The 21,748-nt window shown below is 70.7% G+C and carries 14 protein-coding genes, 1 pseudogene and 1 riboswitch; of the genes and pseudogenes, 8 read left to right on the top strand and 7 right to left on the bottom strand.

Annotation, left to right across the window (positions count from 1 at the left end; translation table 11 throughout):
• Positions 1-11: 11 nt before the first annotated feature.
• Positions 12-1,262, bottom strand: coding sequence for a glycosyltransferase family 4 protein (locus AC0T5L_RS06950; RefSeq protein WP_476164551.1), 1,251 nt, complete (start codon positions 1,260-1,262; stop codon positions 12-14).
• 213 nt (positions 1,263-1,475) lie between these two features.
• Here AC0T5L_RS06950 and AC0T5L_RS06945 point away from each other — a divergent pair, with 213 nt between their 5' ends.
• Together AC0T5L_RS06945 and AC0T5L_RS06940 are read left to right on the top strand one after the other, a co-directional pair.
• Entirely contained in the window at positions 1,476-1,724 is a 249-nt protein-coding gene (locus tag AC0T5L_RS06945) for a DUF6457 domain-containing protein (protein ID WP_476164550.1), read from the top strand.
• Between the two features lie 209 nt (positions 1,725-1,933).
• Complete coding sequence (locus tag AC0T5L_RS06940) at positions 1,934-3,358, top strand: alanine/glycine:cation symporter family protein (protein WP_476164549.1); 1,425 nt, start codon at positions 1,934-1,936, stop codon at positions 3,356-3,358.
• Positions 3,359-3,717: 359 nt separating this feature from the next.
• On the opposite strand, the gene thiD is transcribed toward AC0T5L_RS06940, so the two are convergent.
• The 3 genes from thiD to AC0T5L_RS06925 form a co-directional block, all read right to left on the bottom strand.
• A complete protein-coding gene (gene thiD / locus AC0T5L_RS06935; protein WP_476164548.1) occupies positions 3,718-4,521 on the bottom strand; it encodes a bifunctional hydroxymethylpyrimidine kinase/phosphomethylpyrimidine kinase in 804 nt (267 codons plus the stop codon).
• Positions 4,510-4,608, bottom strand: a riboswitch (TPP riboswitch). (Overlaps the previous gene by 12 nt.)
• Before the next feature lie 101 nt (positions 4,609-4,709).
• On the bottom strand, positions 4,710-5,639 hold the full coding sequence (locus AC0T5L_RS06930; protein WP_476164547.1) for a DUF368 domain-containing protein: 930 nt from the start codon (positions 5,637-5,639) through the stop codon (positions 4,710-4,712).
• A 326-nt stretch (positions 5,640-5,965) separates the two neighbouring features.
• Entirely contained in the window at positions 5,966-7,633 is a 1,668-nt protein-coding gene (locus AC0T5L_RS06925; RefSeq protein ID WP_476164546.1) for an acyl-CoA synthetase, read from the bottom strand.
• Between the two features lie 360 nt (positions 7,634-7,993).
• On the opposite strand from AC0T5L_RS06925, the gene rocD reads away from it, so the two are divergent.
• Complete coding sequence (rocD, locus tag AC0T5L_RS06920) at positions 7,994-9,268, top strand: ornithine--oxo-acid transaminase (protein WP_476164545.1); 1,275 nt, start codon at positions 7,994-7,996, stop codon at positions 9,266-9,268.
• Positions 9,269-9,301: 33 nt separating this feature from the next.
• Here rocD and AC0T5L_RS06915 read toward each other — a convergent pair.
• Together AC0T5L_RS06915 and AC0T5L_RS06910 are read right to left on the bottom strand one after the other, a co-directional pair.
• Positions 9,302-10,591: pseudogene (locus tag AC0T5L_RS06915) on the bottom strand (SGNH/GDSL hydrolase family protein); the annotation flags it as partial.
• A 329-nt stretch (positions 10,592-10,920) separates the two neighbouring features.
• The gene (locus tag AC0T5L_RS06910) at positions 10,921-11,457 is read right to left on the bottom strand and encodes a DUF3291 domain-containing protein (RefSeq protein WP_476164544.1); all 537 of its coding nucleotides are present in this window, start codon (positions 11,455-11,457) and stop codon (positions 10,921-10,923) included.
• 123 nt (positions 11,458-11,580) lie between these two features.
• Here AC0T5L_RS06910 and AC0T5L_RS06905 point away from each other — a divergent pair, with 123 nt between their 5' ends.
• Positions 11,581-13,056 carry an aminotransferase-like domain-containing protein gene (locus tag AC0T5L_RS06905; RefSeq protein ID WP_476164543.1) on the top strand — a complete coding sequence of 492 codons (1,476 nt, stop codon included), beginning with the start codon at positions 11,581-11,583 and terminating at the stop codon, positions 13,054-13,056.
• A 143-nt stretch (positions 13,057-13,199) separates the two neighbouring features.
• Here the strand turns inward: AC0T5L_RS06905 and AC0T5L_RS06900 are convergent, their stop codons facing one another.
• Positions 13,200-13,814 carry a superoxide dismutase gene (locus tag AC0T5L_RS06900; RefSeq protein WP_476164542.1) on the bottom strand — a complete coding sequence of 205 codons (615 nt, stop codon included), beginning with the start codon at positions 13,812-13,814 and terminating at the stop codon, positions 13,200-13,202.
• A 516-nt stretch (positions 13,815-14,330) separates the two neighbouring features.
• On the opposite strand from AC0T5L_RS06900, the gene AC0T5L_RS06895 reads away from it, so the two are divergent.
• The 4 genes from AC0T5L_RS06895 (at position 14,331) to AC0T5L_RS06880 (ending at position 21,584) form a co-directional block, all read left to right on the top strand.
• Positions 14,331-16,397 carry an acyltransferase family protein gene (locus tag AC0T5L_RS06895; protein WP_476164541.1) on the top strand — a complete coding sequence of 689 codons (2,067 nt, stop codon included), beginning with the start codon at positions 14,331-14,333 and terminating at the stop codon, positions 16,395-16,397.
• A 293-nt stretch (positions 16,398-16,690) separates the two neighbouring features.
• On the top strand, positions 16,691-17,737 hold the full coding sequence (locus AC0T5L_RS06890; RefSeq protein ID WP_476164540.1) for a class I SAM-dependent methyltransferase: 1,047 nt from the start codon (positions 16,691-16,693) through the stop codon (positions 17,735-17,737).
• Between the two features lie 170 nt (positions 17,738-17,907).
• Positions 17,908-19,926 carry a glycosyltransferase family 2 protein gene (locus AC0T5L_RS06885; protein ID WP_476164539.1) on the top strand — a complete coding sequence of 673 codons (2,019 nt, stop codon included), beginning with the start codon at positions 17,908-17,910 and terminating at the stop codon, positions 19,924-19,926.
• On the top strand, positions 19,923-21,584 hold the full coding sequence (locus AC0T5L_RS06880; protein WP_476164538.1) for a glycosyltransferase family 2 protein: 1,662 nt from the start codon (positions 19,923-19,925) through the stop codon (positions 21,582-21,584). The genes AC0T5L_RS06885 and AC0T5L_RS06880 overlap by 4 nt, the downstream gene beginning before the upstream one ends.
• Positions 21,585-21,748 lie beyond the last annotated feature (164 nt).

The raw sequence follows: 21,748 nt of genomic DNA, 5'->3' as shown, positions 1-21,748 counted from the left end.
GTCCGCCCCCGCTAAGGGGGCGGGGCGGACGCGACACTCTTCCGGCCTCCCCCGGTCGCTCCTTCCGGGGGAGGCCGGAACCATGTCCGCCGCCGCACCTCTTGGCCCGCGCCGACGCCTCGGGCGGCCAGCTCCCGGCTGGGAGCGATCACCGCGCGGTAGTGGCCGAGCAGCTGCTCACCGACCGTCTCCCAGGTGCGGTGTTCCACCGACGGACGGGCGCACCGGGCCATCCGTCGCCGCACTCCGCGGTTGTGGACCAGTCGTCCCACCGCCACCCGCAGTTCGCGCACCGAGTCCGGGGCGTACAGCAACCCGTTGTGCTCGGGCAGTACCAGGTCCAGTGGTCCGCCCGAGGCCGGTGCCACCACAGGGACCCCCGAGGCCAGGGCCTCCTGGACGGCCTGGCAGAAGGTCTCGTCGGCGCCGGTGTGCACGAACACGTCCATGGACGCGTACAGACGTGACAGCTCCTCCCCGGTGCGCTGACCGGTGAACACCGCTTCGGGCAGGCGTCGGCGCAGAGCGGCCCGCTCGGGGCCGTCGCCCACCACGACCAGCTTGATCCCGCGCAGCCGCGCCACGTGCGCCAGCAGGGCCACCCTCTTGTCCCGGGCCAGCCGTCCCACGTAGCCCACGATGGCCTCACCGTTCGGCGCGAGCCTGCGTCGCAGCTCCTCGTCGCGGTGGTCGGGGTTGAAGCGGTGGGTGTCCACGCCGCGCCGCCACAGGTCCAACCGGGGGAACCCCCGGGCGGACAGCGCCTCCATGGTGGCCGAGGACGGCACCAGCGTGCGGTCCGCGGCCGCGTGGGTGCGTTGCAGCAGCGACCAGAGGACGTCACCGCCGGGCAGGCGGTAGCGACCGGCGAAACCCGGCAGGTCGGTCTGGAACACGGCCACGGTCGGCAGCGCCCACCTGCGTGCGATGTCCACGGCGGTCGAGCCGAGCAGGACGGGGGAGGCCAGGTGCAGGACGTCGGGGGAGAAGGCCCGGATCGCCGCGGTCATCGTGCGCCGAGCGGGCAGCCCCACGGAGAAGTCCCGGTAGAAGGGCAGGGGCAGGGAGGGCATACGGACCACCGGGAAACCCGCGTAGGAGGCGGGGCCCGGCCCCGGGGCCAGCACCAGGGCCTCGTGGCCCCGTGCGGCCAGCAGGTCGGCGACCCGGCACACGGAGTTGGTCACCCCGTTGACCTGCGGAAGGAAGGATTCTGTCACGATGGCCACGCGAAGCGGCCTGCGGGTGTTGGTCGGGGACATGCGAGTGGCTCCCAACGCCGGGGGATGGCTGCCTTCGACGCTAGGCTCGGAGGGTGAACCTCGGTTTGGACGCGGGGGAACCGTGCCCGAAGACCAGGCATGGGTTGATCGAGCGGGCGGTGACGGTGCCCGTGCGCCCGTATGTCCGCCGGGTGTCCTCCGGTGGTTATGATCGCCACACGCAACTGGTCTATCACTCTAGGGAGTTACGCGGTGACCCTCACGGAATGGGCGGAAGTGGTCAGAAGAGAACTGGACCTGACCGGTACGGAGCCGCTCCGAAAGGAGGACGTCGACCGGGTTCTGGACCTGGCCAGGGACGCCGCGCACTCCGTGGCCAGGCCCGCCGCACCGCTCACCACCTATCTCCTCGGCATCGCGGTGGGACAGGGCGCGTCCCCGTCCGAGGCCGCGGACGCCCTCAGTAGACTCGCCCTGGCCCAGGTCGAGGAAGGCGCCTGAGGCCCCGAGTACGCGAGAACAAGCGCACTGGTTCCCGAAGAAACACGCATGTGGAACACACGTGATTCGTTCGTTACGCGCCGGTGCGATTCTTTGCCGGTATCGCGAGGCTTTCACCAGTGCCGACGTGATTACGAGGGCGCCGGGTCCCCCCGCACAGAAGTACCAGCGCCCCCATCCCCACATACTCACCGATAGGGAGATCCCCTGTGGACCAACTCCTCGAAATGGCGGATATCGTCAGCGGCATCATCTGGGGGCCTTTCGTCCTCATCCCGCTGCTGTTCATTGTCGGCCTGTTCCTCACGATCCGTCTGCGCCTGCTCCAGCTCCTCCGCCTGCCGCACGCGCTGTGGCTCGCCCTCGTCCGCCGCAAGGAGGACGTGTCCGTCCAGGGAGACATCTCCCATTACCAGGCCCTGAGCACCGCCCTCGCCGCCACGGTCGGCGTCGGTAACATCGCGGGTGCCGCGCTCGCCATCGGTGTGGGCGGACCGGGCGCTCTGTTCTGGATGTGGGTCGTCGGCCTCATCGGCATGGCCACCAAGTACAGCGAGGCCCTCTTGGGCGTGAAGTTCCGCCGCACCGACGCCAAGGGCGAGCAGAGCGGCGGACCGATGTACTACCTCAAGTACGGGATCCGCGGCGGCCTGGGCACCACCCTGGGTATGGCGTTCGCGATCTTCGGGGCCATCGCCGCCTTCGGTATCGGCAACGGCACCCAGTCCAACGCCGTCGCCGACCAGATCACCAACATCACGCCGCTGGAGCCGTGGATGGTGGGCCTGGCGCTGACCATCATCGCGGGCGCCGTCATCCTCGGCGGGATCAAGAGCATCGGCCGGGTCGCCTCCGGCCTGGTGCCGATCATGATCCTCCTCTACATCAGCGCCTGCCTGCTCATCCTGGCCGTCAACTGGGCCGGCATCCTGCCCGCGCTCCAGCTCGTGGTGACCGACGCCTTCACCGGTACGTCCGCGGCGGGCGGCTTCGCCGGGGCGGGCCTCATGCTCGCCATCCGGCAGGGCTTCTCCCGCGGCATCTTCTCCAACGAGTCGGGTCTGGGCACCGGCGGCATCGCCGCCGCCGCGGCCAAGACCAGGCAGCCGGTCCGCCAGGCCATGGTCTCGATGACCCAGACCTTCATCGACACCATCATCGTGGTCACCATGACCTGCCTGGTCATCATCACCACCGGCGCCTGGCAGGCATCGGGGGCGGAGAGGGAGGACGGCTCCCTTATGACCAGCAGCGCGGTCGCCACGGGCCTGGGCGACCTCAGCCCCGGGCTCGCCCCGGTCGGCACCTACATCGTGGCCATCGCGGTCGCCGTGTTCGCCTTCACCACCCTGCTCGGCTGGGCCTACTACGGCGAGCGGTGCGTGGAGTTCCTGGGCGGCCGCAGGTGGGTCACGCCCTACCGCCTGGTGTTCATCGTGGTCATCTTCATCGGCTCGGTGGCCACTCTGGACTCCGTGTGGCTGTTCAGCGACATCGCCAACGGACTGATGGCGCTGCCCAACCTCCTCGGGCTCCTGCTGCTGTCCCCGGTCATCGTGGCCGAGACGCGCAAGTTCTTCGACCACCCGAACTGGAGGGACCCGGACGCGGTCATGGAGGACGTCCGGGGTTAGATCGTGTTTTCTGCATAGTTCCGGTCCCGCCCGTCTCCCCCCACCACCCGCAAGGGAGAGCCTTCGGCTCCAGTGTCCCGCGGCACCGGACTGCCTCTCGCTACGCCTGCGCGCTCGTGGAGCACGACCAGGCTGGACTTCGCACACCGTGAGATGGCCCGGACGGCCGCTCACTGAGCCGAAAGCCTTCTGAAAAACACTCCCTAGAGGGCGTTTTCCCGGGTGCCTTCGCCCGACCGGTGCGGCCGGTCGCGCGATGGGCCCGGAACACGACCGAACCCCGCTCCTGGCGAAGGGGGACCGGCTCCGCGCCGGTCCCCCTTCGTGTGCCGACTCCGGTGGTGGCGGGGGCGCCGCTCCTACCACCAGGCGTGGAAGTGGTGCACCGGGCCCTGGCCGCCGCCCGCGTCGATCTCGTCGGCGCGCCGGATCGCCTCCGTCAGGTAGTCCTTGGCGTCCCCGACCGCCGCGGCCACGTCGGGGCGCTGCGGCAGCAGGGCCGCGATCGAGGAGGACAGTGTGCACCCGGTGCCGTGCGTGTTGCGGGTGGCCACCCTCGGAGCGCGCAACTCCACCGGCTCGGTCTCCCGGGAGACCAGGATGTCCACGCTCTCCCCACCGGACAGGTGACCGCCCTTGAGCAGGACCCGGCGCGGCCCCAGGTCCAGCAGACGCACGGCCTGGGCGCGCATCGCCGCCAGGTCGGCGGCCTCGGACTCCTCCAGCAGGTCGGCGGCCTCGGGCAGGTTCGGGGTGATCAGGTCCGCGCGGGGCAGCAGCCTGCCGCGCAGCGCCTCGACGGCGGAGGACTCCAGCAGCCGGTCACCGCTCTTGGCGACCATCACCGGGTCCACCACCACGTTCGGGAGCGCATGACGGTCGATCGCCTCGGCCACCGCCTCGGTGGTCTCGGAGGTGCCCAGCATGCCCACCTTGACCGCGTGCACGGTGGCGTCGTCGAAGAGCGTGTCCATCTGGTGGGTGACGAACTCGGCCGGGACGGCGTGGACCCCCGTGACACCGCGTGTGGACTGGGCGGTCAGCGCGGTGACCACGGTCATTCCGAAGGTCCCGTGCGCGGAGAAGGCCTTGAGGTCGGCCTGGACCCCCGCACCCCCGCTGGGGTCGCTGCCGGCGACGGACACGATGTTGTACGCGCTCATGGGCGTTCCTTCGCTAGTACTAACTAGGGCAGGTTCGACGGGTGTGCTCTCAGCCGGGACGTCGTCCCGGCACCCCGCGCCGTGGGGGCCGCCGCCGCGGCCCCGCTCCGTAAACGTTCGTGGGTGTTCTCCAGGGAGGGTATCCCGCGGACGGGGACCGGCCCGCTACGGGGGGGCGGGCCCGGCCCTCAGACGCGGGTGGGTGCCTGGTGGTGCTCGGTCTCCACCATCTGGCCGCGCTTGCGGTGCTCCCACACCACGGCCGCCAACACCACGGCGAAGCCGATCACCATGAACACCACCGTGGCCGGGATGTCGGTGGGGGGCAGAACGGTGCGGTCCTCGGTCTGCCACGGCCACAGGGCGCGCAGCGACCCGGCCATCAGACCGGTGAGCACGACCAGGGTCATGTGGTGGAAGTTCTCCAGCAGGTACTGCAAGATCTTCACGAACACCGACAGGCCCGTGAGCGCGCCCAGCGCGATCACCGCCAGGTAGGCGACGTCCATGTCGCCGACCGCGCTGATCGTGGGCTCGTACAGGCCCAGGGTGAGCAGGATGAACGAGCCGGACAGGCCGGGCAGGACCAGCGCGCACACGGCCACGGACCCGGCGAGGAAGACCACCACCGGGTGGGTGGGCAGGTTCGCTCCGGGCAGGCCGGTGAGGAAGAACGCGCCCGCGGCGAAGACCAGGGCGACGAGGTAGTGCCAGGCCCGCCACTTCTCACCGGAGCCGCTGTAGGGGATCCACAGGCAGGCCAGGACCAGGCCGAAGAACAGCGCGTACGCGTACTGGGAGTAGGTCTCGACCAGCGGTGCGAGCAGGATGGCGGCCAGACCCAGGAAGACGACCATGCCGATCAGGGCGGGGAGCAGCACGCTCCAGTCCACCTGGCGGAACTGCTCGCGCGCCCGTTCCCCGCCGCGTCCGCGCGGGACGTCGGCGACGTAGCGCTTGATGCCGCTGACCATGTGGCCCGCGCCGCCGATGAGCTTGTCGTAGAGGCCGGTGATCAGGGCGACCGTGCCGCCGCTGATACCGGGCAGGGCCTCGGATGCTCCCACGGCGCCGCCGCGTACCGCGTTGAAGATGTAGCTGCCTACTGACTTTGGCATCTGGGTTGTTGGGCGCCGCCTGGGCCGGAACCCGGGCGAGGGCGCCATCCTCCGTCCTAGTGGTGCCACCGCACGCGCACCGTGTGCACGGGTGGAGGGTGGGTCAGGGGTTGTCCACGTGATCCACGGTCCCGACTGGACACGCGGTGGGGGCCGCCAGTACCGGCCGGTGCACCGACCAGGCCGGGGCCGGGAGACGTCAGTCTAGCGGTGGCAGAACGGGACGAGGGCTGATCAGAAGGTGCCGAACCCCTGTTTCGGCTGAGCAGGAGCATATTGACTACGTGCCCGAAATGAAAGGCTCCCCACCCTCGGGGCGCGGGGGTCTACAGGACCGGGTCGGGAGCCGTCGTGTCGACCTGCGCGACCGACGCCGCCCACCGGTAGTCCTGCTTGCCGACCGACGTACGCCGCACCCGGTCCACGAAGTGCACGGTTCGCGGCACCTTGAACCCCGCGAGCCGCACACGGCAGTACGAGCGCAGTTCGGCCTCCGCCAGCCGGGCGCCCGGGGCCAGCGAGACCAGCGCGGTCACCCGCTGCCCGAGCCGCTGGTCGGGTGCGGGTACCACGATGACGTCCTCCACCGCGGGGTGCGCCTTCAGCGCGGCCTCCACCTCCTCGGGGTAGACCTTCTCCCCGGCGGTGTTGATGACCACGCTGCCCCGTCCCAGCAGCACGATCGATCCGTCCGCCGCACGGGTGCCGAAGTCGCCCGAGAGCGCCCAGCGGCGCCCCTCGCCGTCGGTGGGGAAGGTGCGGGCGGTCGCGATGGGATCGTTGTAGTAGCCCAGCGGGATCCGGCCGGTGCGCGCGATCCGTCCGACCTCGGGCGATCCCGGGGGCAGCGGGCGCAGGGAGGCGTCCAACACAGCGATACTGCCGCCCATGGTGAAGCTGCGGTTGTCGGAGGCCCCGGACAGTACCTCGGGCTCCTCTCCGCCGCCCTGCTCGGCGCCGGTGGCCGAACCGCACACGCCGGTCTCCGAGCCTCCGTAGGAGTCGGCCAGGGCCACGTCCTCGCGCCAGCTGTGCCACAGCGCGCGCACCGTCGGGGTGAGCGGGGTGCCGCCGGAGCGCACCGATGTCAGCTCGGGGCACAGTCCCGGCTCCGTGAGCAGGTGCCGGGCCAGAGGGCGGGCCATGGCGTCGCCCACCAGCTGCACGGTGTGCACACCCTCCCGGTGCGCCGTCTCCAGGACCCGGTCCGGGTGGAAGCTGCGGTCGGTGTACAGCACCACCCGCTTGCCGCACAGCAGCATGCTCAGCGCGTTCCACTGCCCGGCCGCGTGCATCAGCGGCCCCAGCACCAGCATGCGCTGCGGGAAGCAGCGGGTGGCGCGCTCGGCCGCCTCCTCCGGGGTCCGGGCGCGGGGCGTACCCGGTGCCCGGCGCTCCAGCGCGGCGCGGAAGATGTCCGCCTGCCGCCACAGGACGCCCTTGGGGTAGCCCGTGGTGCCGCCGGTGTAGAGCAGGTAGTGGTCCTCGCCGCTGGTGGGCGGCAGCACCGTGTCCCCGGGCGCCGAGGCCAGGGCCTGCTCGTAGTCGATCCCCTCGGCCCTGCGCGCGAAGCCGTCCGCGACGAGCACCACGTGCCGGAGCCTGGGCAGGTCGGACCGGACTCCGGCGACCGTCGGGGCCAGGGAGTCCTCGACGATGAGCGCGGCCGCGTGGGAGTCGGCCAGGACGTGCCGCAGCTCGCCCGCGACGTAGCGGTAGTTGACGTTGACCGGGACCGCTCCCGTGCGCAGGATCCCGAGGAAGGACTCCACCCACTCGGCGCGGTTGAACGCCAGGACCGCGACGTGTTCGCCCGGGCGTACGCCCGCCTCCACCAGGTGCCGGGCCAGGCGCAGCGAGCGCTCGTGCAGGGACCGGTAGGTGAGCCGCCGGGAGCCCGCGACCAGGGCGATCCGGTCGGGAACGGCGTCGGTGACCGCGGCGAACAGCCGGGAGAGGGAGAAGGGTACGTCCGGGGACGCGGGGGTGGACACGCCTGACCTCCCTGACACGAATCGACAAACCGTCCACGGCTCGGAGCTCGCGGCGGCTGAGTGACTGTTGGTGCGACGGTACCCGTCGGTGGAGTGCTCGATCGCCGCTGGGGCTGTGGAGCGCGTCACCGGAGGTGTTATCGCAGGTCACGTTGTTCGTCGCAGCCCCGTTCAGAAGGTGTGCGGGAGGTTTCGCACCGGAGTTTCGGGCCACACCCGGAGTGGGTGATCCGCCTCACCCCTTGTGGGTCCACAGGATCATCTGCTCAACTCTTGGGGACCTCCCGCCGGAGGGCGCTACCGGGCCTGACGGTGGGTATCACTTGTCTGACGTCGGTCAACGGTGATCGGAGCAGCTAGATGGGCAACACCCAGAATCTGGGACAGCGGTACTCGGCCGGAGACCCCGGCGGAGAGGAACTCTCCAGCACGGACCACATCGCGCTCGCACGGGCACGGTCGGCACACAACTACTCACCCCTTCCCGTCGTGATCGCCGAGGGCCGCGGTGCCTGGGTGACCGACGTCGAGGGCAGGAGGTACCTGGACTGCCTGGCCGGGTACTCGGCCATGAACTTCGGTCACCGAAACCCCGACCTGCTCGCGGCGGCGCACCGGCAGGTCGACCGGGTGACGCTCACCAGCCGCGCCTTCCACAACGACCAGTTCGGCCCGTGGGTCAGCGCCCTGGCCGACATGGCCGGCAAGGAGAAGGTCCTGCCGATGAACACCGGCGCCGAGGCGGTGGAGACCGGCGTCAAGGTGGCCCGCAAATGGGCCTACGAGGTCAAGGGCGTCCCGGAGAACGAGGCGACCATCGTCGTGGCGGGCGCCAACTTCCACGGACGCACCACCACGATCATCTCCTTCTCCTCGGACCCGGAGGCCCGGACGGGCTTCGGGCCGTACACGCCGGGGTTCCGGTCGGTGCCCTACGGGGACGCCGCCGCCATCGAGGAGGCCATCGACGAGACCACCGCCGCGGTCCTCATCGAACCGGTGCAGGGCGAGGCGGGCGTGATCGTGCCGCCGCAGGACTTCCTGCCCCGGGTCAGGGAGGTCTGCGACCGCGAACGGGTGCTGCTCATCGCCGACGAGGTGCAGTCCGGGCTGGGCCGCACCGGCACCGTCCGGGCCTGTGAGCACACCGGGGTGGTCCCCGACGCCTACCTTTTCGGCAAGGCGCTGGGCGGCGGCATCCTGCCGGTGTCGGCCATGGTCGCCGACGAGGACGTGCTCGGCGTGATCCAGGCAGGCCAGCACGGAAGCACGTTCGGGGGCAACCCGCTGGCGGGCGCGGTGGGGCGGACGGTCGTCCAGATGCTGGCCGAGGGCCCCTACCTGGAGAACGCGCGCCGCCTGGGCGAGGTACTCAGGCGCCGCCTCAAGGAGTTCGTCGGCGACGGGGTGGTGTCCGCGCGCAGCATCGGGCTGTGGGCGGGTATCGACGTCGACCCGTCGCTGGCCTCGGGTAAGGAGCTGTGCGGGCGGTTGGCCGAGCACGGAGTCCTGGTCAAGGACACGCATGGCTCCACCGTGCGGATGTCGCCGCCGCTCATGATCAGCGAGGAGGACCTCAACTGGGGTCTGGACCGCTTCGCCGAGGTGCTGGAGGAGCTCAGGGCGGGCCGTTAGGCCTTCGGAGAAGGCAGCGGCGGCGGGGTCCGGGGCCTCCGGGGCCTCGGGGGACTCGGAGTTGAGCTCCGGGTCGAGCGGACCGCCCAGCTCCGCCCTCAGCTCGTCCGGGTCGACGTTGGCCAGGGTCTCCCGCGACACGTAGAGCACGCGTTCGGGGCCCTGCTCGATCTGTATGCGCACCCGGTCGGCGATGGACAACTGCCCCTGCGTGGTGGGGTGGAAGCTGGCGCGGTCCACGCGCAGGCCCTCGCCCATCTGGCCGAGCACGATCCCGTTCAGCCACGCGTCCTCGGCACTCACCTCGTACCCGCTCAGGGCGGAGAAGATGCTCACGTACTCGACGCTGCCGGTCTCACGTGAGCCGTACACGTCACCGTCCGCCTGGTACACCACGTCGCGGATGAGCTCGTTGAACCGCTGGGCGAGCCCGTTCAACCACAGCTGGTCGCTCTTGGTGAGCGTGTAGTACATGCTCGGAGGATCCTCGGGGAACAGGCGCGGGTAGCCCAGGACGAGGACGCGGGCGTCGGGCGCGCGGTCGCGGATCTCTCCGATGATCTCGGTCAGGGTCTCCTCGAAGGCCTCCATCCGCTTCTCGATGTCCTCCTCCTGCTCGACGCAGACACTGCTCTCCAGCAGCGGCATCCGCACCATGCAGGTGCGCAGGACGGGGATGAAGCCCAGATCGTTGCCGCCGATGCCCAGGGTCACCAGGGACGTGTTCTCGGTGACCCGCTCGATCTGCGACTCGGAGGTGCCGATCTGGTCGAGCATCTCAGAGCCCTTGTGGCTGCTGCACGCGTAGAAGGCCAGCGCACCGGCGAAGTCGAACTCCTCGTCGACCACCCTGGGGTAGGCGTGCTCCGAACGCCAGCAGCCGCCGGGCTCGGCGGTGCCGGGCTCGTAGTCGCCCGCGCCGTCGCCGGAGGAGTAGGAGTCGCCCAGGGCCACGTAGTTGCCCCACCGCGCGGCCTCCTCGGGCTCCGAACGGATCCGCCAGTCGGTCCTCTCCTCCTCGGTGATCGGGGGGAGTTCCTCGGCCGGGCACACGCCGCCGGTGACATCGCACCACAGGGACACCAGGCCGTCACGGGTGAAGGGCAGCGCGAGGGTGGCCACCAGGACCAGGGCCAGGGCGAGGGAGGCGGCGACGGCGAGCCGGGACCGGCCCCGCCTCCTGCGGCGCCGGCCGTTGTCCCCGTCCCCGTCCCTGGGGGCGTCCGGTTCGTCCGGGCCGTCACCGGAGGGGCCGGAGGAGTCGTTGGAGGGGTCGTCGGGGACCGGCTCCGGCACCTCGGGGTCCTCGCCACGTGCTGACACGGCCGCTACCGCCTCCCACATCCTGGAGGGCTCTGTCCATCCGTAAGACTACCCGGGGCGATTCGCCTCGATGACGTACGGAACGCGGCTGATGCCGTCCTCGTCCAGGGGCGCGGCCGTGCCTGGAAGGGCCGGCCCAGCGGCGGCCAATCCCGCTGGGGCGGCCCGGTCCTTGTGCCAGGGAGGCGTCTATGACTCTGCCGGTCAGCGCGTGCCGCGTCACCCGTGGAAGCCCACAAAGATCCACGCGGATTCCTTGGCGGGGCACTGAGGGCACGCGCACGTGCACGGGGTGAACAATGGGGCACCGTGCCCCCGAGACGACGCCCTCAGACCGGAGCGGGGACCGGTGATGCCAGCGTGAACGCGTGTGTGCCGGGACCGCGCTCACGCAGCCACCGGGCGCGATCCCCGGCCTCCTCCAGGGATACCGGAGTCCCGGCGGTGGACCACCACAGGAGGCGTTCCACCTCGGGGAAGGCGCCGCTGCGGGCGCGAAGGGCCAGTACGTCCCGGTGGGCCTCCTCCACGAAAGCCCTCAGGTCCACTTGGGAGCGCCACAGTGATACCAGGCGTATCTGGTCTCCCTCGTCAGAGAAATGGATCTCTCGCAGGTGGCCGAGGCTGCTCTGTGCGCGCTTACGCAGGGCGGCGGCGAACGCTCCGAGGAAGCGCCGGTCACCTCGGATGGTGCGCGCCTCCACCAGGGCGTGTTCGGTGGGTGCCGCTTGTCGCGCGACAGGGCGGACATTCGTCGAACGCGCCTGAGCGCCCCCGAGGCCCTGACCATAGCCCCTGACCCGGTTCGTGCGGTGGGAGCCGGAGCGGGCGGTGGACACGTGCTGACGCGGGGCCAGGAACTGCATGGCGACTCCCCAGAAGAAGTGGACTGATTTTTAAGGGGTCCACCTTGGCTCTGGTGGTATCTCCCCTGCGGATGCCAGTATGAATGTCGGGGGGTAGCCCCAATAGATCCAATGGAGGGAAAAATGGACTCTTCTCGGAGCGTCGCGGAACTTGCGGACCTCCTCGGCGCCTGGTCCCGGGGCGAGGACCCCCTCTACCGGCGCCTAGCCGACACCCTGCGCGAGCTCCTCGACCAGGGCACCCTCGCCCCCGGTGAGCGCCTGCCGTCCGAGCGCGCGCTCGCCACCGCTCTCAGGGTGAGCCGTACCACCGTCGTCTCCGCCTACGACTCACTGCGCTCGGACGGCATCCTCGACAGCAGGCGGGGCAGCGGCACCCGTATCAGCAGCCGGGTGGCGCCCGTGCGCTCGGACGGCTGGTCCGCCAACGGCAACGGCAACCCCTTGTACCGCAACCTCTTCCAGCGGCAGGAGGGCCTCATCTCGACCGCCTGTCTGAGCACCCCCGCGCTCCCCGCGGTGGAGGAGTCCATCCGCCGGGTCGTGGCCGAGGACCTGCCCGCGCTCATGGCCGAGGGCTCCTACCACCCGAGCGGGCTGCCCGCGCTGCGCCAGGCCATCGCCGACCACTACGGCAGCCGTGGCCTGCCCACCAGCCCCGACCAGATCGTGGTCACCACCGGCGCGCACCAGGCCGTCAACCTGGTCGCGCAGCTCTACCTGCGCAAGGGCTCGCCCGTCGTGGTCGAGGATCCCAGCTTCGCGGGCTGCCTGGACCTGATGAGCGATCGGGGCGCAAGCTTCATCCCCGTTCCCCTCGACGACCAGGGCATCGACGGGACCGGCGTGCGCGGTGCCGTGACCGAGCACGCGCCCCACCTCGTCTACACCATGCCCTCCTACCACAACCCCACCGGCGTGATGATGTCCGTGGCGCGCCGCCGCGAGCTGGGCGAGTTGTCCGCGCGCCACGGAGTGCCCGTCCTGGAGGACTTCGCCTACACCGGCATGCGCGCCGCCGACGAACCTCCGCCGGTGGCCGCGTTCGCCCCGCGCGGTGCCGAGGTCATCACCGTGGAGTCCCTGTCCAAGATCGGCTGGGCCGGGCTCCGGCTGGGGTGGTTGCGCGCGCCCGCCGAGATGGCCCTGCGCCTGAGCCGCCGCAAGGTCCTCGCCGACCTGGCCAGTCCTCTGCTCGACCAGGCGGTGACCGTGCGCCTGCTGGAGCGCTACGACGAGCTGTCCCAGCAGCGCTCCGACCTGCTGCGCGAGGCGCTCGACCACATGGAGGAGCTGCTGCGCGAGGCCCTGCCCTCCTGGGAGTGGAAGCGCCCCGAGGGCGGGGCGGCCCTGTGGGTGCGCCTGCCCGGGGTGGACGCCCGTGCCTACGTGCAGGTCGCGCTCTCCCACGACGTGGAACTCGTTCCGGGGGACATCATGTCGGCGTCCACCGACGACCGCCACGCCGAGTGCTTCCGCCTGCCCTTCGCCTACGACCGGGCCACCCAGGAGGAACTGGTCTGGCGACTGGCCCGGGCCTGGCGCGAACTCAACCGGTACGGGCCCGTGGACGAGGCCCCGGCACGCCTGGTGGTCTGACCGGGCCCGGCCTGCGATACCCGACCCCGGTCCGGGCGTGCGGGGACGCACCCGGCGGGTCCCTGACACGGGCGAGGGCGGCACCACGTGTGGTGCCGCCCTCCGCCGTGTCCGGCGGACGCACCGGACGGGAGCTACGGGTGTCAGCCGATCTGGACCCCGCGGGCGTTCTGGAAGCGCTCCTGGACGTCGGCCCAGTTGACCACGTTCCAGAAGGCCTTGGCGTACTCAGCCTTCACGTTCTTGTACTGGAGGTAGAAGGCGTGCTCCCACATGTCCAGCATCAGCAGCGGAACGGAGCTGAGGGCGGTGTTGCCCTGCTGGTCGTAGAGCTGCTCGATGACCAGGCGCTGACCCAGCGCGTCCCAGGCCAGGATCGCCCAGCCCGAGCCCTGGATCGTGGTGGCCACGGAGGTGAAGTGCGCGCGGAAGGCGTCGAAGGAGCCGAACTGGTCGTCGATAGCGGCGCCCAGCTCGCCCTCGGGCTTGTCACCACCCTCCGGGGACAGGTTCTTCCAGAAAATGGAGTGGTTGACGTGACCGCCCAGGTTGAAGGCGAGGTTCTTCTCCAGCATCGGGATGGTCCCGAACTCGCCGGTCTCGCGGGCCTCGGCCATCTTCTCCAGGGCCGTGTTGGCACCGGAGACGTAGGTCGCGTGGTGCTTGTCGTGGTGCAGCTCCATGATCTGACCCGAGATCCACGGCTCCAGGGCCGCGTAGTCGTAGGGCAGTTCGGGGAGCGAGTACGGCGCAGACATCTCTGACGCACCTTTCCAATGACGCGATTCGTCGTGTTCACCAGCGATGGGATCGCTAGGCAGCAAGCTATCAGTCAGTCGACCGCGCACCCGATGCCAGGCTGTTTACACTCTGGTTCGGGAATAAACCGACCCCCGTCGAACCATGGCACCGGGCCCCCGCGGTTACCGACGGTGCGGGTCGCATCGCCGCGGGCACCGTGCTTTCGCGGACGGACCCGTGCCCGCCGCCCCCTCCAGCACTTCCCTGTCCGCCTCCTTCCAATCATCACCTTCGTAGAGGAATCTCCTCATACATGTGGTGTGGCAGGATGTGACGCACTTTCTCGTAGGGTGTCTGCGCGCCTGACCCAGAAATCGACATTCGCCTGTCGGTGAACTGTTGGGTGGACGTTCGTCCAGTATTCACTTGGATGACGTCGAAGGCGGAGATAATGCAGCGCCTAATTCCAGAGCCAAACCCGATCCTCGCCCAACCCGGCGAAAACAACCTATTCTTCGAGGCCGTAACCACTCATGCCTGTCTCCATATCAGGGGCGCCCGTCCCCGCGGCCCCGGACGGACCGTCCGCCTCCTCGACCCGCCCCGGCCGTGGCGGTGCCTTCCGTCCCGAGATCGAGGGCCTGCGTGCCGTCGCCGTCGTCCTGGTGGCCGTCTACCACATCTGGTTCGGCCGTGTCTCCGGTGGCGTGGACGTGTTCCTCCTGCTCACCGGATTCCTCATCACCGGTTCCCTGGTCCGTGCCCTGGAACGCGAGGGCAGGATCGGCTTCGCGGCCTTCTGGACCAAGCTCGCGCGCAGACTCGCCCCGGCCGCCGCCGTCGTGCTCGCCGCGATCCTGGCCGCCACCTATCTGTGGCTGCCGAGTTCTCGCTGGACCGACACCATCGCCGAAGTGCGCGCGGCCGCGCTCTACCACGAGAACTGGGCGCTGGCCCACGCCGCCGTGGACTACCTGGCCCGAGAGGCCGCCCCCAGCCCCGTCCAGCACTTCTGGTCCCTGTCCGTCCAGGGGCAGTTCTACCTGCTGTGGCCGCTCCTGCTGGCTCTGACCGTACTGGCCACCGCCCGTACCCGACTCACGCCGCGCCGCGCCGTCCTGGCCGTGGTCGCCGCCGTGTTCGCGCTCTCCCTGGCCTACTCGGTGTGGATCACCGGAGCGGACCAGGCCTGGGCCTACTTCGACACCGGTGCCCGCCTGTGGGAACTGGCCCTGGGCGGGGCACTCGCCCTGACGATCCACCGGATCGACCTGCCCGCACGGCTGCGCGTGGTCCTGGGCTGGGCCGGCCTGGTCTCGCTCGTCTGCTGCGGACTCCTGCTACAGGTCTCCACACTCTTCCCCGGATACGTCGCCCTGTGGCCGACCGGCGCCGCGGCCATGGTCATCCTCGCGGGGGACACCGGCAGCCGCTTCGGCGCGGACCGCCTGCTCACCTGGCGCCCACTCGTGGCCGTGGGAAGCCTCTCCTACCCCCTCTACCTGTGGCACTGGCCGATCCTGGTCTGCTACCTCCACATCACGGACCGGTCCCTGGCCAGCCCCGCCGGCGGTGCCCTGGTGCTCGGCCTGTCCCTGGCCCTGGCCTGGGCGACATCCCGGGTGGTCGAGGGCGGCACCGAACGCCTGACCCGAGGGCGTCGGACCCCGGCCTGGTCGCTCGGGGTGGCCGCCGCCCTGCTCGTCCCCGTGCTGGTCACCTCGGCGCTGTGGTCCGGACGGATCGCCGAGGAACAGCGGCTCCGAGCCGAACAGGTCGCCGATCTCGACGACTACCCCGGTTCGCTCGTGATCAGCCACCCCGAACTCACCGGGTCCCTGGCCAGCCTGCCGATCATGCCCGCCCCGGCCGACGCACGCGACGACCTGTCCACACACCACATCAGGGGGTGCCACGTCAGTCTGGAGGAGGCGCGGGTGAAGGTCTGCGAGAACGGCCCCTCCGACGCCGAGCACACCCTGGCCCTGGTCGGGGCCTCGCGCGTCGCGCACTGGTACCCAGCGCTGGAAACGGTGGCGAAGGACAACGGGTGGCACCTGCTGTCCTTCACCAAGAGCGGCTGCCAGTTCAGCACCGACACGCCCTACCAGGAGGGCGGGGTGTTCACCGAGTGCCAGGAGTGGAACACCGAGGCCATGGAGATCCTGGAACGTGAGCGGCCCGACGCGGTGGTCACCTCCTCCACGCGCTCGATACCGGACGGCGAGACGGTCCCCCCGGGCTTCGCGGAGCGCTGGCGGCAGCTGGACGGACTGGGCATCGACGTGATCGGCATCCGTGACCTGCCCAGACGCTCCTACCAGGGAGCCGAGTGCGTGGAACGGCGGCGCGCCGACGAGTGCACGACGCCCACCTCCTACGCCCACGAGGACCATGACCCGGCAGCGGCGCTGGCCGACGAGTTCCCTGACAACGTCACCCTGCTGGACCTCACCGAGCACGTGTGCCCGGAGGGCAGCTGTGACGCCGTCGTCGGCAACGTGCTCGTGTTCTGGGACCACTCCCACATGACGGCGACCTACGCCGCGACCCTCGCGCCCGTCATGGACGAGGCCCTGCGCGGGGCCGTGGGGTGGTGAGGACGCCACGGGGCGGGAGAAAAACACCGGATGCGCTGGAATGAGAAATTCATGAGGAACGGATGAACAACAGGAGAATTGCATGTACTCCCGGTTTCGATTCCCGCCGTGAAGCATCCGTCATTTCTCCGAGGCGTTAAGGTCAGAAGTGTTTAATCGGACCGTCGGGACCGTCCCTGGAGGGGGTGGCGAACCGGCAGTTCGACACGGGGAAACCGGCCCCTTCCCCTCTCGTCCCCCGCGGCCCGCGTTCGGCGGCGCCGTGTCAGGCACTCCCGTGGAGGTATCCGTCCATGCGGTCACTTCGCAGCCGTCTCCGTCCTCTCCTGGTCACCGGCGCGGTGGTCGGTGCCGCCGTGCTCTGTGTTCCTTCAGCGCTGGGGCTGGTCGGCCTGATCGACTGGGTGGATGTGTTCACCGTCACCGTCCTCGGTCTGCTCGGCGCGGCGGTGGGTGCGCTCGGAGCGGGCACGCTGCTGCTGTCCCGCCGCGTGGGCGCCCTGTCCAGGAGGGTGGCCACGGCGATGGACACCCACAGCCGCAGGATCACCGAGACGCTCGGCCACGACCGGCTGGAGGCCGCCCGCACCCTGGACGGCGTCAGCGAACGCTTCGCCCGCATGCAGGAGCACACGCTCCCCAAGATGAGCCGCGAGATCAGGAACGCGGTCGCCGTGCAGGGCCGCGACGACTACGAGCAGCAGGTCGCCTGGACCGAGCTGCGCGAGCACCTCAGCACCTCCGCCTTCATGCCGCCCCTGCGCGGATGGGCGGCCTCCCCCGACGTGCTCAGAGTCCTGGTCCGCCACATCGACCGTTCGGGCCCGGAGCTGGTCGTGGAGTGCGGCAGCGGCGCATCCAGCGTCTGGATCGGCTACGCACTGCGCCGTGCGGGCGGCGGCAGGCTCGTCGCGATCGAGCACGACGCCCGTTACGCCGAGCTCAGCCGGGATCTGGTCACCGCGCACGGGCTCGACGACATCGTCGAGGTCCGCCACGCTCCGCTGGTCGAGACCGCGAGCACCACGGTCGTCGTCGACGGCCAGAAGCGTTCGACGGCCGACCGCTGGTACGACGCCTCCGTCTTCGACGACCTGGTGGACATCGGCCTGGTGTTCGTCGACGGACCGCCCAAGGCCACCGGTACACAGGCCCGCTACCCGGCCGTGCCCGTCCTGCTGCCGCGCTGCACCGAGGACGTCGTCATCGTCCTGGACGACGCCGCGCGCGCCGACGAGCGCGCCATCGGAGACCGCTGGCTCGACGAGTATCCCGAACTCCACCGCACGGAGGAGACCGCGGAGAAGGGCGCCCACGTCTTCAGCCGCAAGGGCCTCTAGGGCGTGTCCGCGGGACACGCCCCAACGAACGCCGCGTCCCACACCTTTCGGTCTCCCACACCTTTCGGTCTCCCACACCTCTCACGGTCTCCCACATCTCTCACGGTCTCCCACCGCACCACCCGACGGGCCCCTCACGGAGTCCGACCGACACACCACGAGGTCACCCGATGATCACCACCGCCTTGCGGCACGCCCTGCGCGCCCGTGGCACCGAGACCGCCGTGCTCTGCCACACGGGCGCCGACACCCGTTCCACCCTGGCCGAGCTGCCGTTACGGTCCGACGACCTCCTCCTGGACCTGGACGCCCACCCCATGGGCCGGCCCCTGGAACTCCCGGGAGCCTGGATCAGGGACGGGGAGGCCGAGACCGGTCTCGTCGCGGTCCTGGCCGCCACACCCACCGACCTGCACCGCGCCGTCACGACCTCAACGCACCTGCCCCGGGCCGTACACGTCCTGGTCGCCCTGGCCGGCACCCCCGGACACCAGGAGCCTCCGCTGCCGGCCTCCCCGGGCATGGGCCAGTGGCGCGACCTCCAGGAAGCGCGGGTGCGCCGTGCGGACAAGAGCGGTTGGGTGTGCGAGCTGTTCTTCCCCAACGGCGTCGACACCACGGAGGTCCTCGACGCCGTCTTGCAGGGCACCCGGGGACGGCGCCGGGGTCCAGCCACCGCCCCACTGGCCGTCCTGAACGGCCCCGAGGCCCCCCTGTGGCGGTCCGGCGACACCCGTTCCCGCGGTGTGGACGCCGCCGGACCGGTCCCGCTGCGCCGTGTCACTCCCGTCGGCGACCTGGCACTGCGCGTGTCCGCCGACGGCTCCCCGCCCGAGTGGACCGACACGGCCGTTCCCGTCTTGGACCGCGCCGCCACCGGCGCGGACGCCTGGGAACGTATCGCCGGAACCGGCGGACACGCCCGGGCCCGCGGCGTCTCGCGGAGCGCCGACCCGGTCAACGCCATCGCGCCCATCGACGAGACCACGGTCAATCCCATCGGGTTCGCCAGGGTCGAGAACGGGCGCATGGCCGATCTGACGGTCCACGGCGCCCACGCCGTCGTCCGCGACGGGGACAAGGAACTGGTCACCGTCGCCGCCGACGGCACCGTCACCGATGTCGACCTGTCGCGGCTGCGCCACCTGCGCGGGATCAGGGTGGACTGGTCCGGGCACACCGGTCCCAGCGCCGCCGTGCGCGCGGTCGCGTCGCTGGCCGCTGGCGGGGTGCCCGTGCTCAGCGGCGAGGTGCCCTCATGGGCGTCGGGGCTGGGCACGACGCTCACGGACCTGATCACCAGCGCCGGTGACGAGGACCTGCGCGACCAGCTGCGCCGTGAGGAGTACAGCGTACGCCTGCGCCGTGCCGCCCTGCGTACCCATGGCCAGCGCTCCCGGTGGCGGGCCCTGGCCGCGGAGACGGGCGTCCCGGTGCCGCACGCCCCGACCGTCACGGTGATCCTGTGCACACGGCGGCCCGAGATGGTGGGGTTCGCCCTGGCCCAGATCGCCCGCCAGCGCGACGTGGACCTCGAGGTGGTCCTGACCCTCCACGGCTTCCCGTCGGACCTGCCCGAGGTGCGCTCCGCGGTCGCGGAGTTCGGGGGCACAGGGCTGCCGCTGACCGTGCACGAAGCCGATGCCGACCAGGTTTTCGGGTCCGTGCTCAACGAATCGGTGGCCCTGGCCTCCGGCGATCTGATCGCCAAGTGGGACGACGACGACTGGTACGGACCCGAACACCTGGCCGACCTGCTGCTGGCGCGCACGTACTCCGGCGGCGAGCTCGTCGGCGTCGGCCAGGACTTCGTCTACCTCGAGGAGGTGGACCTGACCGTCTGGCGCAACCGCAGGTCCGAGGCAGTCAGCCGCTTCATCGCCGGGGGCACCATCCTCACCGACCGGGTGGTGTTGGAGGAGACCGGGGGTTTCAGGCCGCTGCCCCGCGCCATCGACACCCAGCTCCTCATCGCCGTCATCCGAGGCGGCGGACGTATCTACCGCGCCCACGGACTCGGTTACGTGCTCCGCCGAACCGGCGGCGGACATACCTGGTCCGAGGACATGGCCTTCTTCCTGCACGACCACACCCAACAGTGGTTCGGCTGGCGTCCGAGCACCCTGCTGGAAGGCGAGCCCTCGCCGCTCGGCCAGCCCGCCACAGAGCCCACGGGGGGACACCGTTGACCACGCTGGACACACACCCGGAACCGAACGCCGACGACAGCGGACCCGCGTCCGTGCCCGTTCTTCCCCGGGGAGAGGCCGACTACCGGAACCAGCCGCGAGCCAGGCGCAACGACTACTCGGTGCTCCGGCCGCCTCCGCTGGGGGAGTGGACCCCGACGCTGTCGGTCAGCGTCGTGATCCCCGCCCACGGCGCTCCGGAAAAGCTGGCGATGGTGCTGGCCTCCCTGGCGGGGCAGAGCTATCCCGCGCACCTGACGGAGGTGGTCGTGGTGGACGACGGCTCTCCCGAGCCGCTGTCCCTGCCGCCGGTGCGTCCGGAGAACACCCGGCTGATCACCTCCGCACCCGGTGGATGGGGATCGGCGCACGCGGTGAACTGCGGTGTGGCCGTCTCCTCCGGGCAGGTGGTGCTGCGTCTGGACGCGGACATGCTGGTCTACCGCGAGCACGTGGAGTCGCAGATGCGCTGGCACCACCTGATCGACTACGGCGTCGCCATGGGCCACAAGATGTTCGTCGACTTCGACCCGCAGGCCATGTCCCCGGAGTACGTGGCCGCCGAGGTCCGCGAAGGACGCGCCGCCGAACTGTTCGACCGGGAGAGCGCGGACCCGCACTGGGTCGAACGGGTGATCGACGGAAGTGGTGTGCTGCGTGCCGCCGACCGCCTCGCCTACAAGGTCTTCATCGGTGCCACCGGTTCCCTGCACCGCACGCTGTTCGACGCCGCCGGCGGCCTGGACGGAACCCTCGTCCTGGGCGGTGACACCGAGTTCGCCTACCGGGTCTCCCAGCAGGGTGCTCTGTTCGTTCCGGACCTGGACACCAGCAGTTGGCACCTGGGCCGCTCCCAGATGCAGACACGTCGCGACGCGGGTATGCGGTACCGGTCCCCGTACGTGTCCAACCGGGTGCCCGACTTCCGACTGCGCCGCAAGCGCCCGGACCGGCTGTGGGAGGTGCCGCTGGTCGACGTGGTGATGGACGTGGATGGTGCCGGCCTGGAGGACGTGGACGCCACCGCCTCCGCGCTGCTGTCCGGCACCACCCCCGACATCCGGCTGTGGCTGGTCGGCCCCTGGAGCGAACTGGGGGAGGAACGCCGTTCCCCGCTGGACGAGGAGCGGCTCGACCTGCGGCTGGTCCGGGAGACCTTCCGGGGCGATCCCCGGGTGCGCCTGGCGGAGGAGGTGCCGGAGCACGACACGCGTGTGCCCTTCATGCTGCGCGTGCCCGCCGGGGTGGCGCTGCGGGGCCAGACGGCCGCCGAGCTGATGGAGGCGGCCAACAAGAACAAGGCGGGGCTGCTGTGCGCACCGCTGCCCGGCGCCACCCGGGGAGACGGTGTTCTGCGCCTGGAGCGGGTCTCCGCCTACGCCAGGGCCCGCCGGCTGTGGCCGGGCGCCGCGGCCGAGGAGCTGGACCGCGGTGTGGAGGAGGCCTACGGCACCCACTGGACGCCCGGGACGGACTTCGCGGTCCCGCAGGAGGAGGGGCAGGCCAGGCCCGAGACCCCCGAGGCGCTGCGGCGCAAGCTCGACCACGCGCTCTCCGAGGTGGAGCGGTTGCGGGCGCGTGCCAAGCGGGCCGAACGCAAACTGCGTTGGTTCACCCCCGGGCTGACCCGCAGGGCGCTGCGGAAGCTGGCCCGCTGACCCGCTTCTGAGGACGCCGCGGCCGGAGCAGGAGGAACAGGCGGAGGGCGGCGGTGTGTCGGCTGTTCGCGACACGCCGCCGCGGTCGGGTGCCACCTGTCGCCATATGATTACTCTGGGTTCTCGGAACTGGTGCGCGCCCCGACGGGTCGCGGCTCCACCTC

The organism is Nocardiopsis sp. TRM 82005, assembly GCF_056312425.1.
Note: the sequence above shows the minus strand (reverse complement) of the source record. Positions and strands in the feature narration are given on the sequence as shown.